The organism is Archangium sp., from assembly GCF_045802675.1.
Classification (GTDB): Bacteria; Myxococcota; Myxococcia; order Myxococcales; family Myxococcaceae; genus Archangium.
In genome coordinates, this window is sequence record NZ_JBJMQO010000148.1 from 104,293 (window position 1) to 120,478 (window position 16,186).

Here is a 16,186-nt window from a genome sequence, read left to right on the forward strand (position 1 = left end):
TCCCGGAGGGCGAGGGGCCAGGGGCATGGTTGGCTGTCTGGTCTTTCGCGGTCATGGGGAAGGTGTCCAGCACGGGGACTCTCGCCTCCTGGCTTGGGCATCCCCACCTTTCGCCTCGCAGACACGTCCACCTGGAGGCTCACCTTGGGACTCTTCGACCTGTTTTCTCGCTGGCCCGTCATCCGTCAGCTCCGGGAGAAGGACTCCACCGCGCTCGGTGAGACGGCGAAGAGCGAGCGCAGCCGCACGCTCGAGCCCCGCACCGTGGAGGCCGATCAGGTCGTCCCGTCCATCTGCCCCTACTGCGCCGTGGGCTGCGGCCAGAAGGTCTACGTCAAGGACGGCAGGATTCTCGACATCGAGGGCGATGAGGACTCGCCCATCTCCCGCGGCCGGCTCTGCCCCAAGGGCGCCGCCACCTTCCAGCTCGTCACCGGCAGCCACCGCCTGCACACCGTCCTCTACCGCCGCCCCGGTGCCCTCCAGTGGGAGCGCCTCCCCCTGCACAAAGCCATGGAGATGGTCGCCGAGCGCGTGAAGAAGACGCGCGACGCCACCTGGGAAGAGAAGAACAGCAACGGCGAGACGCTCAACCGCACCCTCGGCATCGCGCACCTGGGCGGCGCCACGCTCGACAACGAGGAGAACTACCTCATCAAGAAGCTCTTCACCGCCGGGCTCGGCATCGTCCAGGTGGAGAACCAGGCTCGAATATGACACTCGTCCACGGTGCCCGGTCTGGGCATCTCGTTCGGTCGCGGCGGTGCCACCACGTTCCAGCAGGATCTGGCGAACTCGGACTGCATCGTCATCATGGGCAGCAACATGGCCGAGTGTCACCCGGTGGGGTTCCAGTGGGTGATGGAGGCCCGTGAGCGCGGCGCCACCGTCATCCACATCGACCCGCGCTACACCCGCACCAGCGCCATGGCGGATGTCTACGTGCCCCTGCGCGCGGGCTCGGACATCGCGTTCCTCGGCGGCATCATCCACTACATCCTGGAGAACGAGCGCTACTTCCACGACTACGTCGTCCACTACACCAACGCGCCCGCGATTCTCCGCGAGGACTTCCAGGACACCGAGGAGCTCGACGGCCTCTTCAGCGGCTACGACCCGGACACCGGCAAGTACAGTCCGCACACCTGGCAGTACGAGAACATGGACGGCGTGGTGCCCGCCGCGGGCCACAAGGAAGTGTTCGCCGAGCCGGGCGCCGGCGGCGAGGGGAAGATCCGCGGCAAGCACATCACCGAGGTGCCTGGCGACAAGACGCTCCAGCACCCGCGCTGCGTCTTCCAGGTGCTCAAGCGCCACTACGCGCGCTACACCCCGGCCGTCGTCTCGCGCATCTGCGGCGTGCCCGAGGAGCTCTTCCTGAAGGTCGCCCAGGCGCTCTGCGACAACTCGGGGCGCGAGCGCACCAGCGCCTTCTGCTACGCGGTGGGCTGGACGCAGCACTCGGTGGGCGTGCAGTACATCCGCACCGCCGCCATCATCCAATAGCTGCTCGGCAACATCGGCCGGCCCGGCGGCGGCATCATGGCCCTGCGCGGCCACGCCTCCATCCAGGGCTCCACCGACATCCCCACCCTCTACAACCTGCTGCCCGGCTACATCCCCATGCCGCACGCGCCGGACTCGCAGCGCTTCCTCCAGTACGTCCACAACAACGAGTCCGCCTGCGGCTGGTGGAGCGAGTTCCCCAAGTACATCGTCTCCCTGCTCAAGGCGTACTACGGCGACGCCGCGACGAAGAAGAACGACTGGGGCTTCCACTGGATACCCAAGCTCACCGGCGACCATTCGCACATGACGACCGTGGCCGACATGGCCGATGGCAAGGTGAAGGGCTACTTCGTCCTCGGAGAGAATCCCGTGGTGGGCTCGATGAACGGGGCCCTCCAGCGCAAGGCCTTGCAGAAGCTCGAGTGGCTGGTGGTGAGCGACTTCTCCCTCACCGAGACGGCCGAGTTCTGGCGCACCGCCCCCGAAGTGGTGCGCGGCGACGTGCGCCCCCAGGACATTCAAACCGAGGTCTTCTTCTTCCCCTGCGCCGCGCACACGGAGAAGGAGGGCTCGTACACCAACACCCAGCGCCTGCTGCAATGGCACCACAAGGCCGTGGAGGCCCCCGGCGAGGCGCGCAGTGATTTGCATTTCATCTTCGACCTCGGACGCCGGCTGAAGGCGCTCTACGCGGACTCGAAGGAGGAGAAGGACCGGCCCCTCCAGGCCCTCACCTGGGACTATCCAACCAAGGGCCCCAAGGAGGAGCCCGACGCCGAGGCCGTGCTCCAGGAGATCAGCGGCTGGAGCGTGAAGGACGGCGAGCCGGTGAGCGGCTTCACGGAGTTGGAGGACGATGGCTCCACCGCGTGCGGCTGTTGGATTTATTCGGGTTGTTATGCGGACGGGGTGAACCAGACGGCGCGCCGCAAGCCGGGGCGCGAGCAGACGTGGGTGGCGCCCGAGTGGGCGTGGGCGTGGCCGGCCAACCGGCGGATGCTCTACAACCGCGCATCGGCGGACCCCGAGGGCCGCCCCTGGAGCGAGCGCAAGAAGTACGTCTGGTGGGACGCGCACAAGGGCGAGTGGACGGGCGTGGACGTGCCCGACTTCATCAAGGACCGCGAGCCCTCGTACCGCGCGGACAAGGGCGATCAGGGATTGGACGTCATCTCCGGGGATGACCCCTTCATCATGCAGGCGGACGGGAAGGGCTGGCTGTTCGCGCCGAGCGGGATGATGGATGGCCCCCTGCCCACGCACTACGAGCCGCTGGAGTCCCCCGTCCGCAACTTCCTCTACGGGCAGCAGTGCAACCCGGCGCGCTACGAGTACCGGCGCAAGGACAATCCCTCTCACCGCGCGTGGGGAGACCCGCGCTACCCCTACGTGCTCACCACGTACCGCCTCACCGAGCACCACACCGCGGGCGGCATGTCGCGCTGGCTCTCCTGGCTGAGCGAGCTGCAGCCGGAGATGTTCGTCGAGGTGTCTCCGGAGCTCGCCGCCGAGGTGGAGCTGGAGAACGGCGGCTGGTGCACGGTGTCCACGGCGCGAGGCGAGATTGATTGCCGGGTGCTGGTGACGGAGCGCCTCCGCCCGCTGCAGCTCGACGGCAAACGGGTGCACCAGGTGGGCCTGCCCTACCACTGGGGCTACACAGGGCGGTCGAAGGGCGAGGGCGCCAATGACCTGACGGCGTTCTCGGCGGATCCGAACGTCTCCATCCAGGAGTCCAAGGCGCTCACCTGCAACCTCCTCCCGGGCAAGCGCAGCCGGGGCCGACGCGCCGCCATGGGCTGGGAGCCGTGGCCGCTGCCTCCGGGCGTGGTGGAGGTGCGGAGGGATTTGGAGGACGTGGGTCCGCCCTCGGACCAACCCCAGCAGGAGAAGGAGTAGCGCGCCATGGGACAGAAGGGCTTCTTCACCGACACCACGATTTGCATTGGCTGCAAGGCGTGCGAGGTGGCCTGCAAACAGTGGAACCAGCTCCCGGACGACGGCTTCCGGCTCACCGGCATGTCGTACGACAACACGGGGCACCTCGGGGCCGCCACCTGGCGGCACGTGGCCTTCGTCGAGCGGCCCGTGCCCATGCCCACGCAGACCACGGGCCTCCTGGACTTCTCGTGGTTGATGGCCTCGGACGTGTGCAAGCACTGCCAGCGCGCGGGGTGCCTCGAGGCGTGCCCCACGGGCGCCATCATCCGCACCGAGTTCGACACCGTGTACGTGCAGCCGGACGTATGCAACGGCTGCGGCTACTGCGTGACGGCGTGCCCCTTCGGCGTCATCGACCGGCGCGAGGATGACGGGCGCGCGTGGAAGTGCACGCTCTGCTACGACCGGCTGGGCGAGGACATGACACCCGCCTGCGCCAAGGCGTGCCCCACCGCGTCCATCCAGTTCGGAGACCTGGACGAGCTGCGCGAGCGGGCCCACCGCCGCGTGGAGCAGCTGCATCTCAAGGGATTGGAGCAGGCGTACCTGTACGGCGCGGACCCGGAGAGCCAGCCGGGCACCGGGGGGCTCAACGCGTTCTTCCTGCTCGTGGACAAGCCCGAGGTCTACAACCTGCCGCCCGACCCCGTGGTGCCGACGATGAAGGGGAAGGAGGCCTGGGCCTCCATGGGCTGGGGCGCGCTGGGCATGGCGCTGGTGGCCTTCGGGGCGGTGCTCTTTGGACGCGAGGTGACGCGTGGCTGATATTCGTCCCGAGGATCTGGAGAAGCGGCAGGACGGGCGCAACATCGACTCGCGGCTGGGCGTGCTCTCCGGCGAGGGTGCCGGGCAGCGGGTGAAAGACATTGACGAGGCCAATCCCACGCGCGAGCTGTTGAGGACGCGGCCCTCGCAATCGGGGGTGAACGCGGAGTCCCCGAGCTACTACGGGCAGCCAGCGGTGAAGGAGCCGGTGTGGATCTGGACCATCCCGCTCTACTTCTACGTGGGAGGCGTGGCGGGCGCGGCGAGCGTGCTGGGCGCCGCGGCGGATTCGGCTGGCGGAGATGGACTGAGGGCCCTGGGGCGCAAGTGCCGGTGGGTGGGCACGGTGGGCGATGTGGTGAGCTCGGGGCTGCTCATCTACGATTTGGGCAGGCCCGAGCGCTTCCTGAACATGCTGCGGGTGTTCCGGCCCACGTCGCCCATGAGCGTGGGCTCGTGGGTGCTGGCGGGCTCGGGGGCGATGAACACCGCTTCGCTGCTCTTCGCGGGCCGGCGCGGCTGGCTGGGGCGAGCGGGGGAAGGAGCAGCCATCGCCGCGGGCTTCCTGGGGCTGCCGCTCGCGGGTTACACGGCGGTGCTCATCGCGAACACGGCGGTGCCGGTGTGGCAGGTCACGCGCAAGACGCTGCCGCTGCTCTTCATGTCCTCGGCGATGGCGGGCGCGGCGAGCCTCCTGGAGCTGCTGCCACACAAGCGCGAAGAGGGGCGGGTGCTGCACGTGTTCGGCACGGTGGGCAAGGTGGGCGAGCTGCTCGCGAGCGTCGCGGTGCAGCACGAGGCCTCGCGGCTGGAAGTGCTCGAGCGGCCGCTGAAGCACGGCACCTCGGGCCGGCTGTGGAAGGCGGCGAAGCTGTGCACCGCGGCCTCGCTCGTGCTGGGCGTGTGGCCGGGGCGGCGCAAGTGGATGAAGGTGGCGGGAGCGCTGCTCGGCTCGGCGGGAGCGCTGCTCACGCGCTTCGCCGTGTTCCGCGCGGGCAAGGCGTCCGCGAGCGATCCACAGGCCACCTTCCAGCCGCAGAGACAGGGTATGGGCGCGGCGGAGGTGACGGGCAACGAGTACGCCTCGGACGGCAAGCCGTTGAAGTTCCCCCTGCCCGTGCTGCGCGAGGAGCCGAGGGCACCCGAACGGCACGCGGCACCAATCGGGTCTCTGGAGCCGGAGCCTCTCGCGCCCTGAGTTACTCGGCTGCGGTGGTAGAGCCCTTCACCCGGGGCTGGGGGAGACTTCGAGCTCGTATCCGTCGTACTGCCCGGAGTGCTCCCGCGCCAGACGCTCCAGGGACTCACGCGCGGAGTCGAGCTCCTTCCCTTCGGGGCTCACATGGTGCTCGGCCAGCACCAGCCAATTCTTCCCATCGGCGCTCTTGCGGCTCGTGATTTCGTAGCCTTGCGTGGCCAGTTGTGCCGCCACGGTTTTTCCCACCTTGGCCGTGGCGAAGTAGAGGTAGTGCCGGACATGGCGGGGCTTGTCCGTGGACTCCTCCTGTACCTTCGGCTCTTCCGGCGGGGCAACCGTGGCTGGCCGCTCTGGAGGAATCCCGATGTCCTGCTCCGGCCTCCACTCCTGCGTGAGGTAGTAGATCAGGGCCTCGTGATTCCAGATGGAAGCGATGGACAGAAGACGCTGCTCCTCGCTGAGTTCGCGGACGAGCGTCTCCTTCGTCCCTTCACAGATCATCCAAGCCAACACCCGGCCTTGGCGATTGCTCGCTCCCGCTCGCCGGTACACGGCGGGAAACACCTGGCCTTGCGGTACCGGCTGCCCAGCGACGATTTCCACGAGCCCCTGAGAGACCGCCGCACTCGCCGGGTAGAAGGTGAAGTACGCCTCTGGACGGCTGACGAGCGCCATGAAGTCCGCTGGCCGTATGGCGAAGAAGCCGGGCAGGACGCGAATGGCATCTCCGTACTCCGAGTGCTTGCCCGTGTACTGGACATACGCCCGCCCCCGAGGCGTTTGGACCTCGAGGATGTCTCCGGGCCGCGCCCGCTTGCGCCTGGTGGTCATCTCACGGCTCCGTGTAGCCGATGGATTCGAGGAGTTCCAGCCCCCGGCGCAGCATGGTGGCGTACTTCGGATTGGAGCGGGCGATGGCGTTGATGCGGTTCATCAGCGTCCCTCCATTCTTGCCCAGCCCATGAATTTCAATGAGCGCCTGCTTGACGGCGCGTGCATCCTCTCGTGAGAGATTGCCCATGAGCTTGTCGATTCGAATGCCGCGGTCAAAGAAGCAGCAAGACCCTTACTGACCGGCTCGGGCAATAGCCAGAGCGTCATGTACATGGCCATGGCGGATACGAGGGTGGCTCGCACCGCCTCGGGATTGGCCATGTCCTTGAAGGCCTCCCGCGTCTCGTTCCACACCGAGCCGAGGGCCAGCTCCATCGCCAGGGCATACCGGCCCTCCGCGCCGAGCAGGGGCCCGTTCTTCAGCAGCGAGAGGCAGTCCCGGAAGCGCCCCTGGTGCTCGCACCAGCGCCCATAGGCGTGCGTCAGCTCGAGACACTCCTGGTCGGCCCGCTGCGCCGCTTCAGCCCCGGAATCCAGTTCCAGGCGCCGCCCCGTCCACTTCAGGTACACCTCCTCGTGCCACACGGAGCCGAACATCAGTTGCTGGGCGTGTTGCAGGGGATTGGAGGAATGGGCAGCACTGGGGGCGGGCATGCTCGGGCTGCCGCTCGCGGGTTACACGGCGGTGCTCATCGCGAACACGGCCCTGCCCGTGCTGCGCGAGGCACCAGCGCCGCCGCAAAGACAGACACCCGCCGTGAATCTTCAGCAACCGGAGCCCGCCCCCATGTCCTGAGTCCGGCTGGGGGATTCCCGCCCCCGAGCCGAGCCGCTACGCTCACGCGCCATGAGCACGCGCGCGACGAGCATCTGGGGCTGGGGTTACGCGGACAAGTTCCCGGACGCCAGGGCACGGCGGGCCGTCGCCGGGCAGGTGTCTCCGCTCCTCGGTGGGCCCGCGCTGGAGCCCCGCGAGCCCGCCTCGGGCGACGCCCTGCGCCTGCCGCGTCCCCGGGTCGCTCCACCGCAATCCCTGGCGGAGCTGTGCTCGGCCGAGGACGCGGACCGCGCCGCGCACACCTATGGCAAGGGCTATGGGGACCTGGTGCGTGGCTTCCACGGGGACTTCTCCCCCGCTCCCGACTTCGTCGCCCGCCCCCGCTCCGAGGACGACGTGCGGGCCGTGATGGACTGGTGCGCAAGCCATCGCGTGGCCCTCATCCCCTTCGGCGGAGGCACCAGCGTGGTGCGCGGAGTCGAGGCCGCCATCGGCAACGGCTTCCAGGGGGCCGTGTCGCTCGACATGCGCCGCATGGACCGCGTCGTCGAGGTGGACCCCGTCTCGCGCGCCGCCCGCATCCAGGCTGGCGCCACCGGGCCCGTGCTCGAGTCGCAGCTCGCCCCGCATGGCCTCACGCTGCGCCACTTCCCCCAGTCCTTCGAGTTCTCCACGCTCGGCGGGTGGATCGCCACGCGCGCCGGGGGCCACTTCGCCACGCTCTACACGCACATCGACGACCTGGTGCAGTCCACCCGCATGCTCACCCCGCGCGGCCCCTACGAGACGCGCCGCCTGCCCGCCTCGGGCGCGGGCCCCGCTCCGGACCGGCTCGTGCTCGGCTCCGAGGGCACGCTCGGCGTCATCACCGAGGCCTGGGTGCGCCTCCAGGCCCGTCCCCTCTTCCGCGCCAGCGCCAGCGTGCACTTCCCCGGCTTCGACTCCGGCGTGCGCGCCGTCCGCGAGCTCTCGCAATCCGGCCTGCATCCCTCCAACTGCCGCCTCCTCGACGCGCAGGAGTCCTTCGTCCATGGCGTCGCCGGAGATGGCTCCAGCGTGCTGGTGCTCGCCTTCGAGTCCGCCGACCATCCGCTGCAGCCGTGGATGGAGCGCGCGCTCGCCCTCACCGCCTCGCACGGCGGCACGTGCCCCGAGGGAGTCCGCTACCGCTCGGACGAGCCGGAGGCCCAGGCGCGTGCCGGTGGCGCGGCGGAGAGCTGGCGCTCGGCCTTCATCGAGGCCCCGTATCTGCAGAACGTGATGGTGAGCCTCGGCGTCATCGCGGACACCTTCGAGACGGCGTGCACGTGGGACCGGTTCGACGCGCTCCACGGGGCCATCCTCGAGTCCGTACGCGAGGCACTGGAGCGCATCTGCGGCGCGGGCATGGTGAGCTGCCGTTTCACGCACGTCTACCCGGACGGGCCGGCGCCCTATTACACGTTCATCGGTCCGGCCCGGCGAGGCGCTGAGTGGGAACAGTGGATGGAGCTCAAGCGCGCCGCCAGCGAGGCGGTGAGCGCGCACGGGGGCACCATCACGCACCACCACGCGGTGGGACGGCTGCACCGCCCCTGGTACGACCGCGAGCGCCCCGAGCCCTTCGCCCTCGCCCTGAAGGCGGTGAAGGGGGCGTTGGACCCCGAGGGGATTCTCAACCCGGGCGTCCTCGTGGGGCCGTGACGGAGGCGCCCGCGGCCCGCGGTGGCTCACTCCTCATAGAGGACCTCGACCGGCTCGCCGCGGATGAAGGACTCGAGTTTCTCCCTGCTGGAGACCAGGAAGGCATTGAAGGTCGCCTCCACGCCGTCTTCGATTTTGTCGTTGTCGGCGGTGGTGCCCCCGATAGCTGGGGCACAGGTGAGGAGCTTTCGGATGCCTCCGTATACATGTCTCGCTGGCTTACCGTTCCAGGTCAAGGAGTCGTCATCCCCCTCCTCCAGCCTGCCGAAGTACTCCGCCTTGCGACGCGCCTCGGCCCCATTGGGAGCCTCGATCAGGTAGACGTTCTCCCAGATGGGGTACTCGTCTTGCGGCTCGTTCTTGAGTTCGAAATACATGACGACACTGGCTGCGTACCATCCCATGAAACTCCACTCCCTTCTGGTCAGAAATCATTCGCATTGGGGCGACATCCCAGCACTTTCTGCGCCAGCTTGATTTTCTGCTCCTCTACTGTGTCGCCACGTGCGGAGGCCTCCTGTTTTAAATCCCGAAGCCAATTACAGGGATCCGTTCCCTTGGGCAGATCCTTGGCTCGACGCACGTATTCATTGTCGTAGTTCTGCTTGCCCCCCTTGGCGCAGAGGACTTCGTACTTCGTGCAGAAGTCCTCCAGCGTCATGCCCTCGTAGAGAGCGATGGCCTCGATGGCCCCCGCCAGGCCTCCCGCGAGGGTGACGAGCCCGGCCCCACATGCGTAGGTGTCTCCCACGACAGCGCACCCGGGGTAGCAACTCATGGTCTCCACCGGGCACGCGTGCAGTCCGCCCGGCCGTGGCTCGCTGCTCGGATGCAGGCCGTCCCCGCCACTCCCGGCAGGAGGCGCGAGTATCAGCGGCGAGGGTGCCGACGTGGCCATTCCCACGCAGCCCTGGAGCCAGGGCAGACACAGCCAGAGCACCAGCAGGGTTCGCAGCGCCATCGGTCACCCCCGAACCCATGGAGGATAGACCCTCCCCCGGGACCGCTCCCCACTTGCCGGTCCCCGTGGCTCCGTCCCCGGCGGCCACCTTGCCGATCCGTCCCGCGATGAACACTCTCCCTCCCGTGAAAACAAGTGGGCCCCCCAGCCCCGCTCCCGCCCCTCCCTCCCCTGGACTGTCCGCTAACGGGCACAATCCTTCCTCTTTGATGAATCATGACAGTCCACCTCCCTGCGCCTACATGGCGGGGTGATGGACAATGCAACCCCCTACGTCCCCGACTCCCGGGGGGATGTCCCGGGGGGGACATTCCGTGGGACCCTCCATGTCCGCATCCATCGCCGCCCGTCCCATGTCCAGCGAAGCAGGCCACGACACGCCCGCGGATCTGCGCGAGACCCTCGAACCCTCGGCCCCGCGCCGCCAGGGAGAGACGGACGCGTTGCTGGGCCAGTGCATCGGCAGCTTCCGGCTCACCCGCCGGCTGGGCCAGGGCGGCATGGGCGCGGTGTACCTCGGCGAGCACGTGGACATCGGCAGCCGCGTGGCCATCAAGCTGCTCCACGGAAGGCTGGCCAGCTCGCCCCAGGTGCTGCGCCGCTTCCACATGGAGGCGCGCGCGGTCAACCTCATCGGCCACGAGAACATCGTCAACATCATCGACATCAACCCCGCGCCGCCCCGGCCCTACCTCATCATGGAGTACCTCGAGGGCGAGCCCCTCTCCGCGCTGCTCGCCCGCGGGCCGGTGCGCGCCGAGGTGGCCGTGGCGCTGCTCGCCCAGGTGTGCGAGGCGCTCGAGGCCACGCACGCGCGCGGCATCGTCCACCGCGACCTCAAGCCGGAGAACCTCTTCCTCCTGCAACGCGGCCACGGCCCGGCCTTCGTGAAGGTGCTCGACTTCGGCATCGCCAAGCTGCTGGACACCGAGGAGCGCACCAGCGACACCGGCGAGGGCACCATCATCGGCTCGGCGGACTACATGGCGCCGGAGCAGTCGCGAGGAGATCCGCTGGACGGGCGCGCGGACCTCTACGCCCTGGGCGTCATCGCCTACCAGCTCGTCACCGGGCGGCTGCCCTTCGTGGAGAAGTCGCTCACCTCGCTGCTGCTCGCCCACCAGTCCAAGGCGCCCCTCGCCCCCACCGAGCTGTGCCCCGACGTGCCGCCCGCGCTCTCCAGCGTCATCCTCCGCGCGCTCGCCAAGGACCCCGAGGCCCGCTACCAGAGCGCCTCCACCCTGCGCGGCGCGCTCCAGGTGGCGCTCGACATGGTGCGCTCGCCGGCCGGCCCCACCCGGACGCCGCCGCCCCTCGGCCCCTTCGCGCCGCGCCCCGCGCTCGCCCTCCCCGTGCTGGTGACGACGGGCGTGGGCGCCGCCACCGAGCAGCTCACCTGCACGGACGTCACGCGCGGGGGCATGTTCCTGTGCACCGAGCAGTCCCTGCCCGCGCTGCTCTCCCGGGTGACGCTCGCGCTGGAGCACCCGGACGGCGAGCTCATGTGCGAGGGCGAGGTGGTGCGCCACGTGAAGCACGAGGAGGCGCGCACCTGGGGCATGGCTCCCGGTTTCGGCGTGCAATTCGTCGAGCCCTCCATCTCCTTCAAGGCCGCGGTGGCGCACCTCATGCTGGGGCAGCCGCTGCACACGCTGCGCCCGCCCACGGACCCCGCCGCCGAGGCCGAGGTGGAGCTGGTGCTCGCCCCCTACCGGGACCGGGGCACCGAGGACTTGTATGCCTTCCTCGCGCTGCCGCCGGAGACGGGGTGCGAGGAATTGAGGCTGCGCGCGCGCCGGGCCTGCTCCGCGCTGGAGCGGCTGCGCGCACGCCCCATCTCCCCGCCCCTGCGCGCCAAGGTGGAGACGGTGCTCGAGCGCATGCGCAAGGCCTCCGAGACGCTCGGCCACCCGCTGCGCCGGGCCACCTACGACGCCGAGCGCGGCAACTTCCACGGCGTGGCGCGCTGTCTGGCCGCGGGGCTCACCCCCACCCAGCTGGAGGAGCTGCGGCGCGACTTCCTCGCCCGCCGCCCGCACACGCAGGGGCCGCTGCGCGTGCACCTGGCCACCGCCCAGGCCCACCAGCAGGCCGGGCTGCTCGGCCATGCCCGCGAGGCCTACGAGCGCGCCCTCATCCTGGACCCGCTGTCGCTGGAGCTGCACCGGCAGTACCTCACCGTGTGCCGCGCCCTGGCCAGCGGCGGACGTCCCGGGCCCGGCTCCGGGGGCAAGACGCCCGCCACGTAACGGTGCCGCCCCTTCGGAGGGCAGGCGGGCCTCACGGCGCGGGGCCCGTCCGTGCTAACTCCCCGCGACACGCCATGTCCTCCACGTCCTCCCCGTCCGCCGTGCCCCCCTCGGTGCAACGCGTGGCGCTCTACGCCGTGGCCTCCGGCCTCACCCCGCTCATCCCCGTGCCCTTCCTCGACGAGTACGCGCTGCGCCGCGTGCGCGAGGGCATGGTGCGCACCATCCTCCGCGAGCGCTCCTTCTCGCCGCCGGACCGCACGGTGACGGTGCTCGCCGGCCTCCACCCGCGCGAGGGCAGCCGCCTGCAGCAGCTCGTCAGCAAGGCCGCGCTCTTCTCCTTCCGGCTCGCCTGGCGCAAGGCCTACAAGCGCCTCGCCACCGCGCTGTGGCTCAAGGACTGCGTGGACATGGCCTCCGTCTCCCTCCACCACGGCTACCTCCTGCAGCACGCGCTGGAGCGGGGAGACCTCGACGCACGCTCGCTCGCCACCGACGACGCCCCGCGCCGCGTGCACACCGCCATCGACGCCGCCTGCAAGGAGTTGGACGCGCGCCCCGTCAACCAGGCCCTGCGCCGTCTCTTCACCGGCAGCCGCCTGCTCGTCGACGAGCTCGCCAAGGCCCTCGAGAACTGGAACGGCGCGCCCCGCACGCCCCAGCAGGGCGAGGAGCAGGAAGTGGCCTCGCTCGCCGAACGGCTCGCCGCCGCCATGTGGGAGGAGCGCGGCTACTTCCAGTCGCTCGAGGCCCTCTACGCCAGGCACCTCGGGGGAACCCCGTAGCCCCCGCGTCCGCATCGTGACGCTCCCGGGACGCACGGGTCACATGGGTTCTTCAGTGGCCGTGGAACCCGGGCGGCGGCCACAACCGAGCCCGCGCTACTGCGTCATGTAGAAGATGCCGAGGCACATCTCATCGCCCGTGCCCTCGCCCCAGTTGACGTCGGCGGCGCCCGGCGCGCTGTTGTCCCAGTGGCACTCCAGGCGGATGCTGTCCCCGGGGTTCACCACACGCGTCTGCGTGAGCATGTAGCCCCCCTGCCAGTGGAAGTCCCACTCGGGGATGTCGAGCAGGCATTCGCGGGCGCCGGAGCGGCGCTGGATTTCCAGCCGCGTGCTCGTGCCGAGCGTGTGCATGTGCAGCCCCACCGAGTGCACGGTGAGGGGCTCGTTCTTCTTGTAGAGGCCGCCGGAGAGCGAGTCGGCGACGCTGGTGGGATCGAACGCCCAGGCGTGGACGACGTCCGCCTCGCCGGCGGGAATGTTCATGGACCCCTTGAGCCACTGGGGGTTGGTCCACGGCTGCACGAAGGCGACCTTCTCCACGGAGGTGTCCACCTTGAAGGACACCGAGGTGCGGTCCGGGCTCACGGCCAGGGGGTGGTCGTGGTCCGCCGCGTGGCCGGTGTTGTAGTGCACCTGGAGGACGAGCTTGGAGCCCGCCGCGACGCGCAGGCCCGTCGCCGCGGGGTAGTCGTCGCCCGCGCTGCCGGGAGCCCACGAGCCGAGCCACGCGACGCGTCCGCCATCGAGGCCCGGGCCGCCGAAGCAGGTGTAGCCCGGCCCGGGCTCCGCGTCGTCGAGCGCCTGGGCGGCGGCCACCTGCGAGGGGGCGGCGAGGTACGCGATGACGTGGTGGACGATGGCCTGGTTGCCCGGGTTGGCGCGGAAGCCCGTCACGTAGCGCGTGTCCGCGTAGGGCCAGTCGATGAGGAAGCAGCGGTAGTCGTCCGGGCTCTGCTGGGGCGTGTAGTCCACGGGCATCGTCAGCGTCGCGTCCACGCGCGAGAGGCCCCCCGCGGGCGCCGGGGGAGCCGGGGGCGCGTCGGCCGGGTTGCCCTCGGGGGCGCCCGCGTCCACCCAGCCGGTGAGCAGCGCCACCTGCTCGGCCGTGAGGGAGCGATCATCCTGGTACTGCGCGCAGTCCTCCGCCGGCGGCCAGGGCGGCATGTGATGCGACTCCACCGACGCCTTGATTTCGTCGCTGTGCGCGGCGGCGTCCGCGTACGACTGGAGCGCGAAGGGGGCGATGCCGCCCTCCACGTGGCACCCGCCGCACTTCTGCTGCACGAGCGGCCCCACGTCCTTGTGCCAGGACGCGGCGGGCGCGGGCGCGGGTTTGGGCTCCTCGCTGCACGAGACGAGGAAGACGGTGGCCAGGAGCGCGGAGGCTCCGAGCATTCGATGCATGGTGGGACTCCTTTGGACAGGGGGCGCGGATCTACCGCAGCCGCCACCGTTTCGGAGTCACCCTCGCATGGCCAGCCACCACAAGTGGACAGGCTTCAGCGCGGAAGGCGCGTCAGTGCAACAGTCCGCCAGCGCCGGTGTCGTCCGGGCTCGCGTGGCCCTGGATGCGCACCACCGCTTCCTTGAAGCTCGACATGTACCGGCGCAGCCGCGCGTCCAGCTCCACCGACGGGCTGTCGTAGCGCGCCAGGTACAGCATCACCGCGCGCCCGCGCAGGCTGTCGTCCCCCGGCACCAGCGTCGTCTCGCGCGCTTCGCCGAACACCAGCCAGTCCAGCTTCCACAGCGCTTCCAGCAGCCGCGCGAAGTGCTCCTCCATCTCCTCGCGCAACCCCTCCGGCAGCCCGTGCACGTCGCTGTACTCGGCGCAGTCGCGCAGGAAGCGCTCCACCACCTCGCCCTCCTCGGGACGCTCCGGCGCCTCGTGCGAGAACGAGCACGCCATGGCGCCCTCCAGCAGCCGCGCCAGCTCCTCGCCGCGCGTCACCAGCGCCAGCCGAGCCCCGTCCTCCTCCACGCCGCCCTCCATGCGCAGGAACGCCTCCCCCGCCATCGTGTCGAGCCTCATCCTCATCGCCACGTTCCCCTCCCGCAACCGCGAGCCCCTCACGGTACCGCTCCCCGGGCCCGCGTGGCAGTGCATTCCTCAGTCCCTCTTCACCGCGCCCCTTTGCGCGATGTGAGGAAACTCCTTCCTGGCACGTACGAGAATAGGAGCAAGTTTTCTCCTCCAAGCTCCCGAGCCCCCCATGGTCGCCATCTCCCGCGCCGCCCCCACCGCCCTGCGCACCACCGCCTCCGCCGCGCCCCCCACGCTGCGCGCGGGCTCGAAGGGGGCCGCCGTCGTCACCCTCCAGAAGAAGCTGAAGGCCGCGGGCTTCGACCCGGGCGCCGCCGATGGGGACTTCGGCCCCAAGACGACCGCCGCCGTGAAGGCCTTCCAGGGCAAGCACGGCCTCGCCGCCGACGGCGTGGTGGGCCCCAAGACGTGGAGCGCCCTCAACAAGGCCTCCGCCCCCAAGCCCCCGCCCCCCGCCTCCTCCGGTGGCTCCGGCCCCACCCTGCGCCAGGGCGCCCGCGGCGAGCCCGTCCGCGCCCTGCAGAACCGCCTCAACCAGCTCGGCTACAAGGTCGGCACCGCCGACGGGGACTTCGGCCCCAAGACGGCCTCCGCCGTGAAGGCCTTCCAGAAGGCCCACGGCCTCACCGCCGATGGCGTGGTGGGCCCCAAGACGTGGGACAAGCTCGGCATCAAGGTGCAGGCGCCCTCCACCCCCTCCGGCGGCGGCCGTGCCATCACCGGCTACGTGAACGGCGTGCCCCGTCAAATCACCGTCTCCCCCATCCCCGGGGGCAAGGAGCTGCGCTCGGACGCCGCCGCCGCCTTCAACCGCATGTACGCGGCCGCCCGCTCCGCCGGCCTCCCCCTCACCGTCAACAGCGCCTTCCGCTCCATGGAGCAGCAGCGCGCCCTCTACCAGGCCTACCTCAACGGCACCGGCAACCTCGCCGCCAGGCCCGGCTACTCCAACCACCAGGGCGGCATCGCCCTGGACATCAACGTGGGCAGCACCAGCTCCTCCACCTACCGGTGGCTGGCCGCCCACGCCAAGAGCTTCGGCTTCGTGCGCACCGTCCCCTCCGAGGCCTGGCACTGGGAGTTCCGGCCCTGAGCCGGCGCCCCCCTCCCGCGCCCGCCCCCGCCCCTCCCCCGAGGCGCGGGGGTTTCTTTTTGTCCGCCCCCGCCGCCCTCCCGCACCGTCCAGGAATCAGTCAATCCCCGTCCTCTTTCAGGACAGTCCGGGGGGAAGCGCTCCAACCCCTCGGTATCCCTGCATTCTTGGGCCCCGAGAGGGCTCCGGGGCCCCCGGGGCGCGTGGTTGACTGGAGCATCAATGCTCCACTTTCCCTACGTGACGCATCGCGTCGTCCTGGGAACGATGACGCACCGGGTCTGGCTCGGGGATTGCTGAGTGTGCGATGCGGTCGGAGAGAGCGCGGAATCCCCGGGCTCCC

General features: G+C 70.1%; 13 protein-coding genes and 1 pseudogene. 8 read left to right on the plus strand and 6 right to left on the minus strand.

Going from position 1 to position 16,186, the window contains the following annotated elements; translation table 11 throughout:
- Positions 1 to 144 precede the first annotated feature (144 nt).
- The 3 genes and pseudogenes from fdh to nrfD all read left to right on the plus strand — a co-directional run bounded on the left by fdh (position 145) and on the right by nrfD (position 5,413).
- Positions 145 to 3,408: pseudogene (gene fdh, locus ACJ8AN_RS40865) on the plus strand (formate dehydrogenase).
- Between the two features lie 6 nt (positions 3,409 to 3,414).
- Complete coding sequence (locus ACJ8AN_RS40870) at positions 3,415 to 4,215, plus strand: 4Fe-4S dicluster domain-containing protein (RefSeq protein ID WP_407761054.1); 801 nt, start codon at positions 3,415 to 3,417, stop codon at positions 4,213 to 4,215.
- Entirely contained in the window at positions 4,208 to 5,413 is a 1,206-nt protein-coding gene (gene nrfD, locus ACJ8AN_RS40875; protein ID WP_407761055.1) for an NrfD/PsrC family molybdoenzyme membrane anchor subunit, read from the plus strand. The genes ACJ8AN_RS40870 and nrfD overlap by 8 nt, the downstream gene beginning before the upstream one ends.
- A 27-nt stretch (positions 5,414 to 5,440) precedes the next feature.
- On the opposite strand, the gene ACJ8AN_RS40880 is transcribed toward nrfD, so the two are convergent.
- On the minus strand, positions 5,441 to 6,244 hold the full coding sequence (locus ACJ8AN_RS40880) for a ribonuclease E inhibitor RraB (protein ID WP_407761056.1): 804 nt from the start codon (positions 6,242 to 6,244) through the stop codon (positions 5,441 to 5,443).
- A gap of 102 nt (positions 6,245 to 6,346) precedes the next feature.
- Positions 6,347 to 6,901, minus strand: coding sequence for a hypothetical protein (locus ACJ8AN_RS40885; protein WP_407761057.1), 555 nt, complete (start codon positions 6,899 to 6,901; stop codon positions 6,347 to 6,349).
- Here ACJ8AN_RS40885 and ACJ8AN_RS40890 point away from each other — a divergent pair.
- A complete protein-coding gene (locus tag ACJ8AN_RS40890; protein ID WP_407761058.1) occupies positions 6,900 to 7,043 on the plus strand; it encodes a hypothetical protein in 144 nt (47 codons plus the stop codon). The genes ACJ8AN_RS40885 and ACJ8AN_RS40890 overlap by 2 nt on opposite strands.
- Before the next feature lie 51 nt (positions 7,044 to 7,094).
- Positions 7,095 to 8,708 carry an FAD-binding oxidoreductase gene (locus tag ACJ8AN_RS40895; protein WP_407761059.1) on the plus strand — a complete coding sequence of 538 codons (1,614 nt, stop codon included), beginning with the start codon at positions 7,095 to 7,097 and terminating at the stop codon, positions 8,706 to 8,708.
- A gap of 26 nt (positions 8,709 to 8,734) precedes the next feature.
- Here ACJ8AN_RS40895 and ACJ8AN_RS40900 read toward each other — a convergent pair whose 3' ends face one another.
- The gene (locus ACJ8AN_RS40900) at positions 8,735 to 9,112 is read right to left on the minus strand and encodes a DUF4288 domain-containing protein (RefSeq protein ID WP_407761060.1); all 378 of its coding nucleotides are present in this window, start codon (positions 9,110 to 9,112) and stop codon (positions 8,735 to 8,737) included.
- A gap of 20 nt (positions 9,113 to 9,132) precedes the next feature.
- Positions 9,133 to 9,669 carry a hypothetical protein gene (locus ACJ8AN_RS40905; protein ID WP_407761061.1) on the minus strand — a complete coding sequence of 179 codons (537 nt, stop codon included), beginning with the start codon at positions 9,667 to 9,669 and terminating at the stop codon, positions 9,133 to 9,135.
- A gap of 326 nt (positions 9,670 to 9,995) precedes the next feature.
- Between ACJ8AN_RS40905 and ACJ8AN_RS40910 the strand changes: the two genes are divergently transcribed.
- Together ACJ8AN_RS40910 and ACJ8AN_RS40915 are read left to right on the plus strand one after the other, a co-directional pair.
- Positions 9,996 to 11,918, plus strand: a complete 1,923-nt coding sequence (locus ACJ8AN_RS40910) for a protein kinase domain-containing protein (RefSeq protein ID WP_407761062.1) — start codon at positions 9,996 to 9,998, stop codon at positions 11,916 to 11,918.
- A gap of 74 nt (positions 11,919 to 11,992) precedes the next feature.
- Positions 11,993 to 12,703 carry a hypothetical protein gene (locus tag ACJ8AN_RS40915; RefSeq protein WP_407761063.1) on the plus strand — a complete coding sequence of 237 codons (711 nt, stop codon included), beginning with the start codon at positions 11,993 to 11,995 and terminating at the stop codon, positions 12,701 to 12,703.
- Positions 12,704 to 12,799: 96 nt separating this feature from the next.
- Here ACJ8AN_RS40915 and ACJ8AN_RS40920 read toward each other — a convergent pair whose 3' ends face one another.
- Both ACJ8AN_RS40920 and ACJ8AN_RS40925 read right to left on the minus strand, forming a co-directional pair.
- Positions 12,800 to 14,110 carry a hypothetical protein gene (locus ACJ8AN_RS40920; RefSeq protein ID WP_407761064.1) on the minus strand — a complete coding sequence of 437 codons (1,311 nt, stop codon included), beginning with the start codon at positions 14,108 to 14,110 and terminating at the stop codon, positions 12,800 to 12,802.
- A 112-nt stretch (positions 14,111 to 14,222) separates the two neighbouring features.
- A complete protein-coding gene (locus ACJ8AN_RS40925) occupies positions 14,223 to 14,750 on the minus strand; it encodes a hypothetical protein (protein ID WP_407761065.1) in 528 nt (175 codons plus the stop codon).
- A 169-nt stretch (positions 14,751 to 14,919) separates the two neighbouring features.
- Here ACJ8AN_RS40925 and ACJ8AN_RS40930 point away from each other — a divergent pair, with 169 nt between their 5' ends.
- Positions 14,920 to 15,843 carry a peptidoglycan-binding protein gene (locus ACJ8AN_RS40930; protein ID WP_407761066.1) on the plus strand — a complete coding sequence of 308 codons (924 nt, stop codon included), beginning with the start codon at positions 14,920 to 14,922 and terminating at the stop codon, positions 15,841 to 15,843.
- Positions 15,844 to 16,186: the final 343 nt, after the last annotated feature.

Coding starts and splice junctions, on each gene's coding strand:
- ACJ8AN_RS40870 (WP_407761054.1), top strand. CDS start 3,415: ATGGGACAGAAGGGCTTCTTCACCGACACCACGATTTGCATTGGCTGC.
- ACJ8AN_RS40880 (WP_407761056.1), bottom strand. CDS start 6,244: ATGACCACCAGGCGCAAGCGGGCGCGGCCCGGAGACATCCTCGAGGTC.
- ACJ8AN_RS40890 (WP_407761058.1), top strand. CDS start 6,900: ATGCTCGGGCTGCCGCTCGCGGGTTACACGGCGGTGCTCATCGCGAAC.
- ACJ8AN_RS40885 (WP_407761057.1), bottom strand. CDS start 6,901: ATGCCCGCCCCCAGTGCTGCCCATTCCTCCAATCCCCTGCAACACGCC.
- ACJ8AN_RS40895 (WP_407761059.1), top strand. CDS start 7,095: ATGAGCACGCGCGCGACGAGCATCTGGGGCTGGGGTTACGCGGACAAG.
- ACJ8AN_RS40900 (WP_407761060.1), bottom strand. CDS start 9,112: ATGGGATGGTACGCAGCCAGTGTCGTCATGTATTTCGAACTCAAGAAC.
- ACJ8AN_RS40905 (WP_407761061.1), bottom strand. CDS start 9,669: ATGGCGCTGCGAACCCTGCTGGTGCTCTGGCTGTGTCTGCCCTGGCTC.
- ACJ8AN_RS40910 (WP_407761062.1), top strand. CDS start 9,996: ATGTCCGCATCCATCGCCGCCCGTCCCATGTCCAGCGAAGCAGGCCAC.
- ACJ8AN_RS40915 (WP_407761063.1), top strand. CDS start 11,993: ATGTCCTCCACGTCCTCCCCGTCCGCCGTGCCCCCCTCGGTGCAACGC.
- ACJ8AN_RS40920 (WP_407761064.1), bottom strand. CDS start 14,110: ATGCATCGAATGCTCGGAGCCTCCGCGCTCCTGGCCACCGTCTTCCTC.
- ACJ8AN_RS40930 (WP_407761066.1), top strand. CDS start 14,920: ATGGTCGCCATCTCCCGCGCCGCCCCCACCGCCCTGCGCACCACCGCC.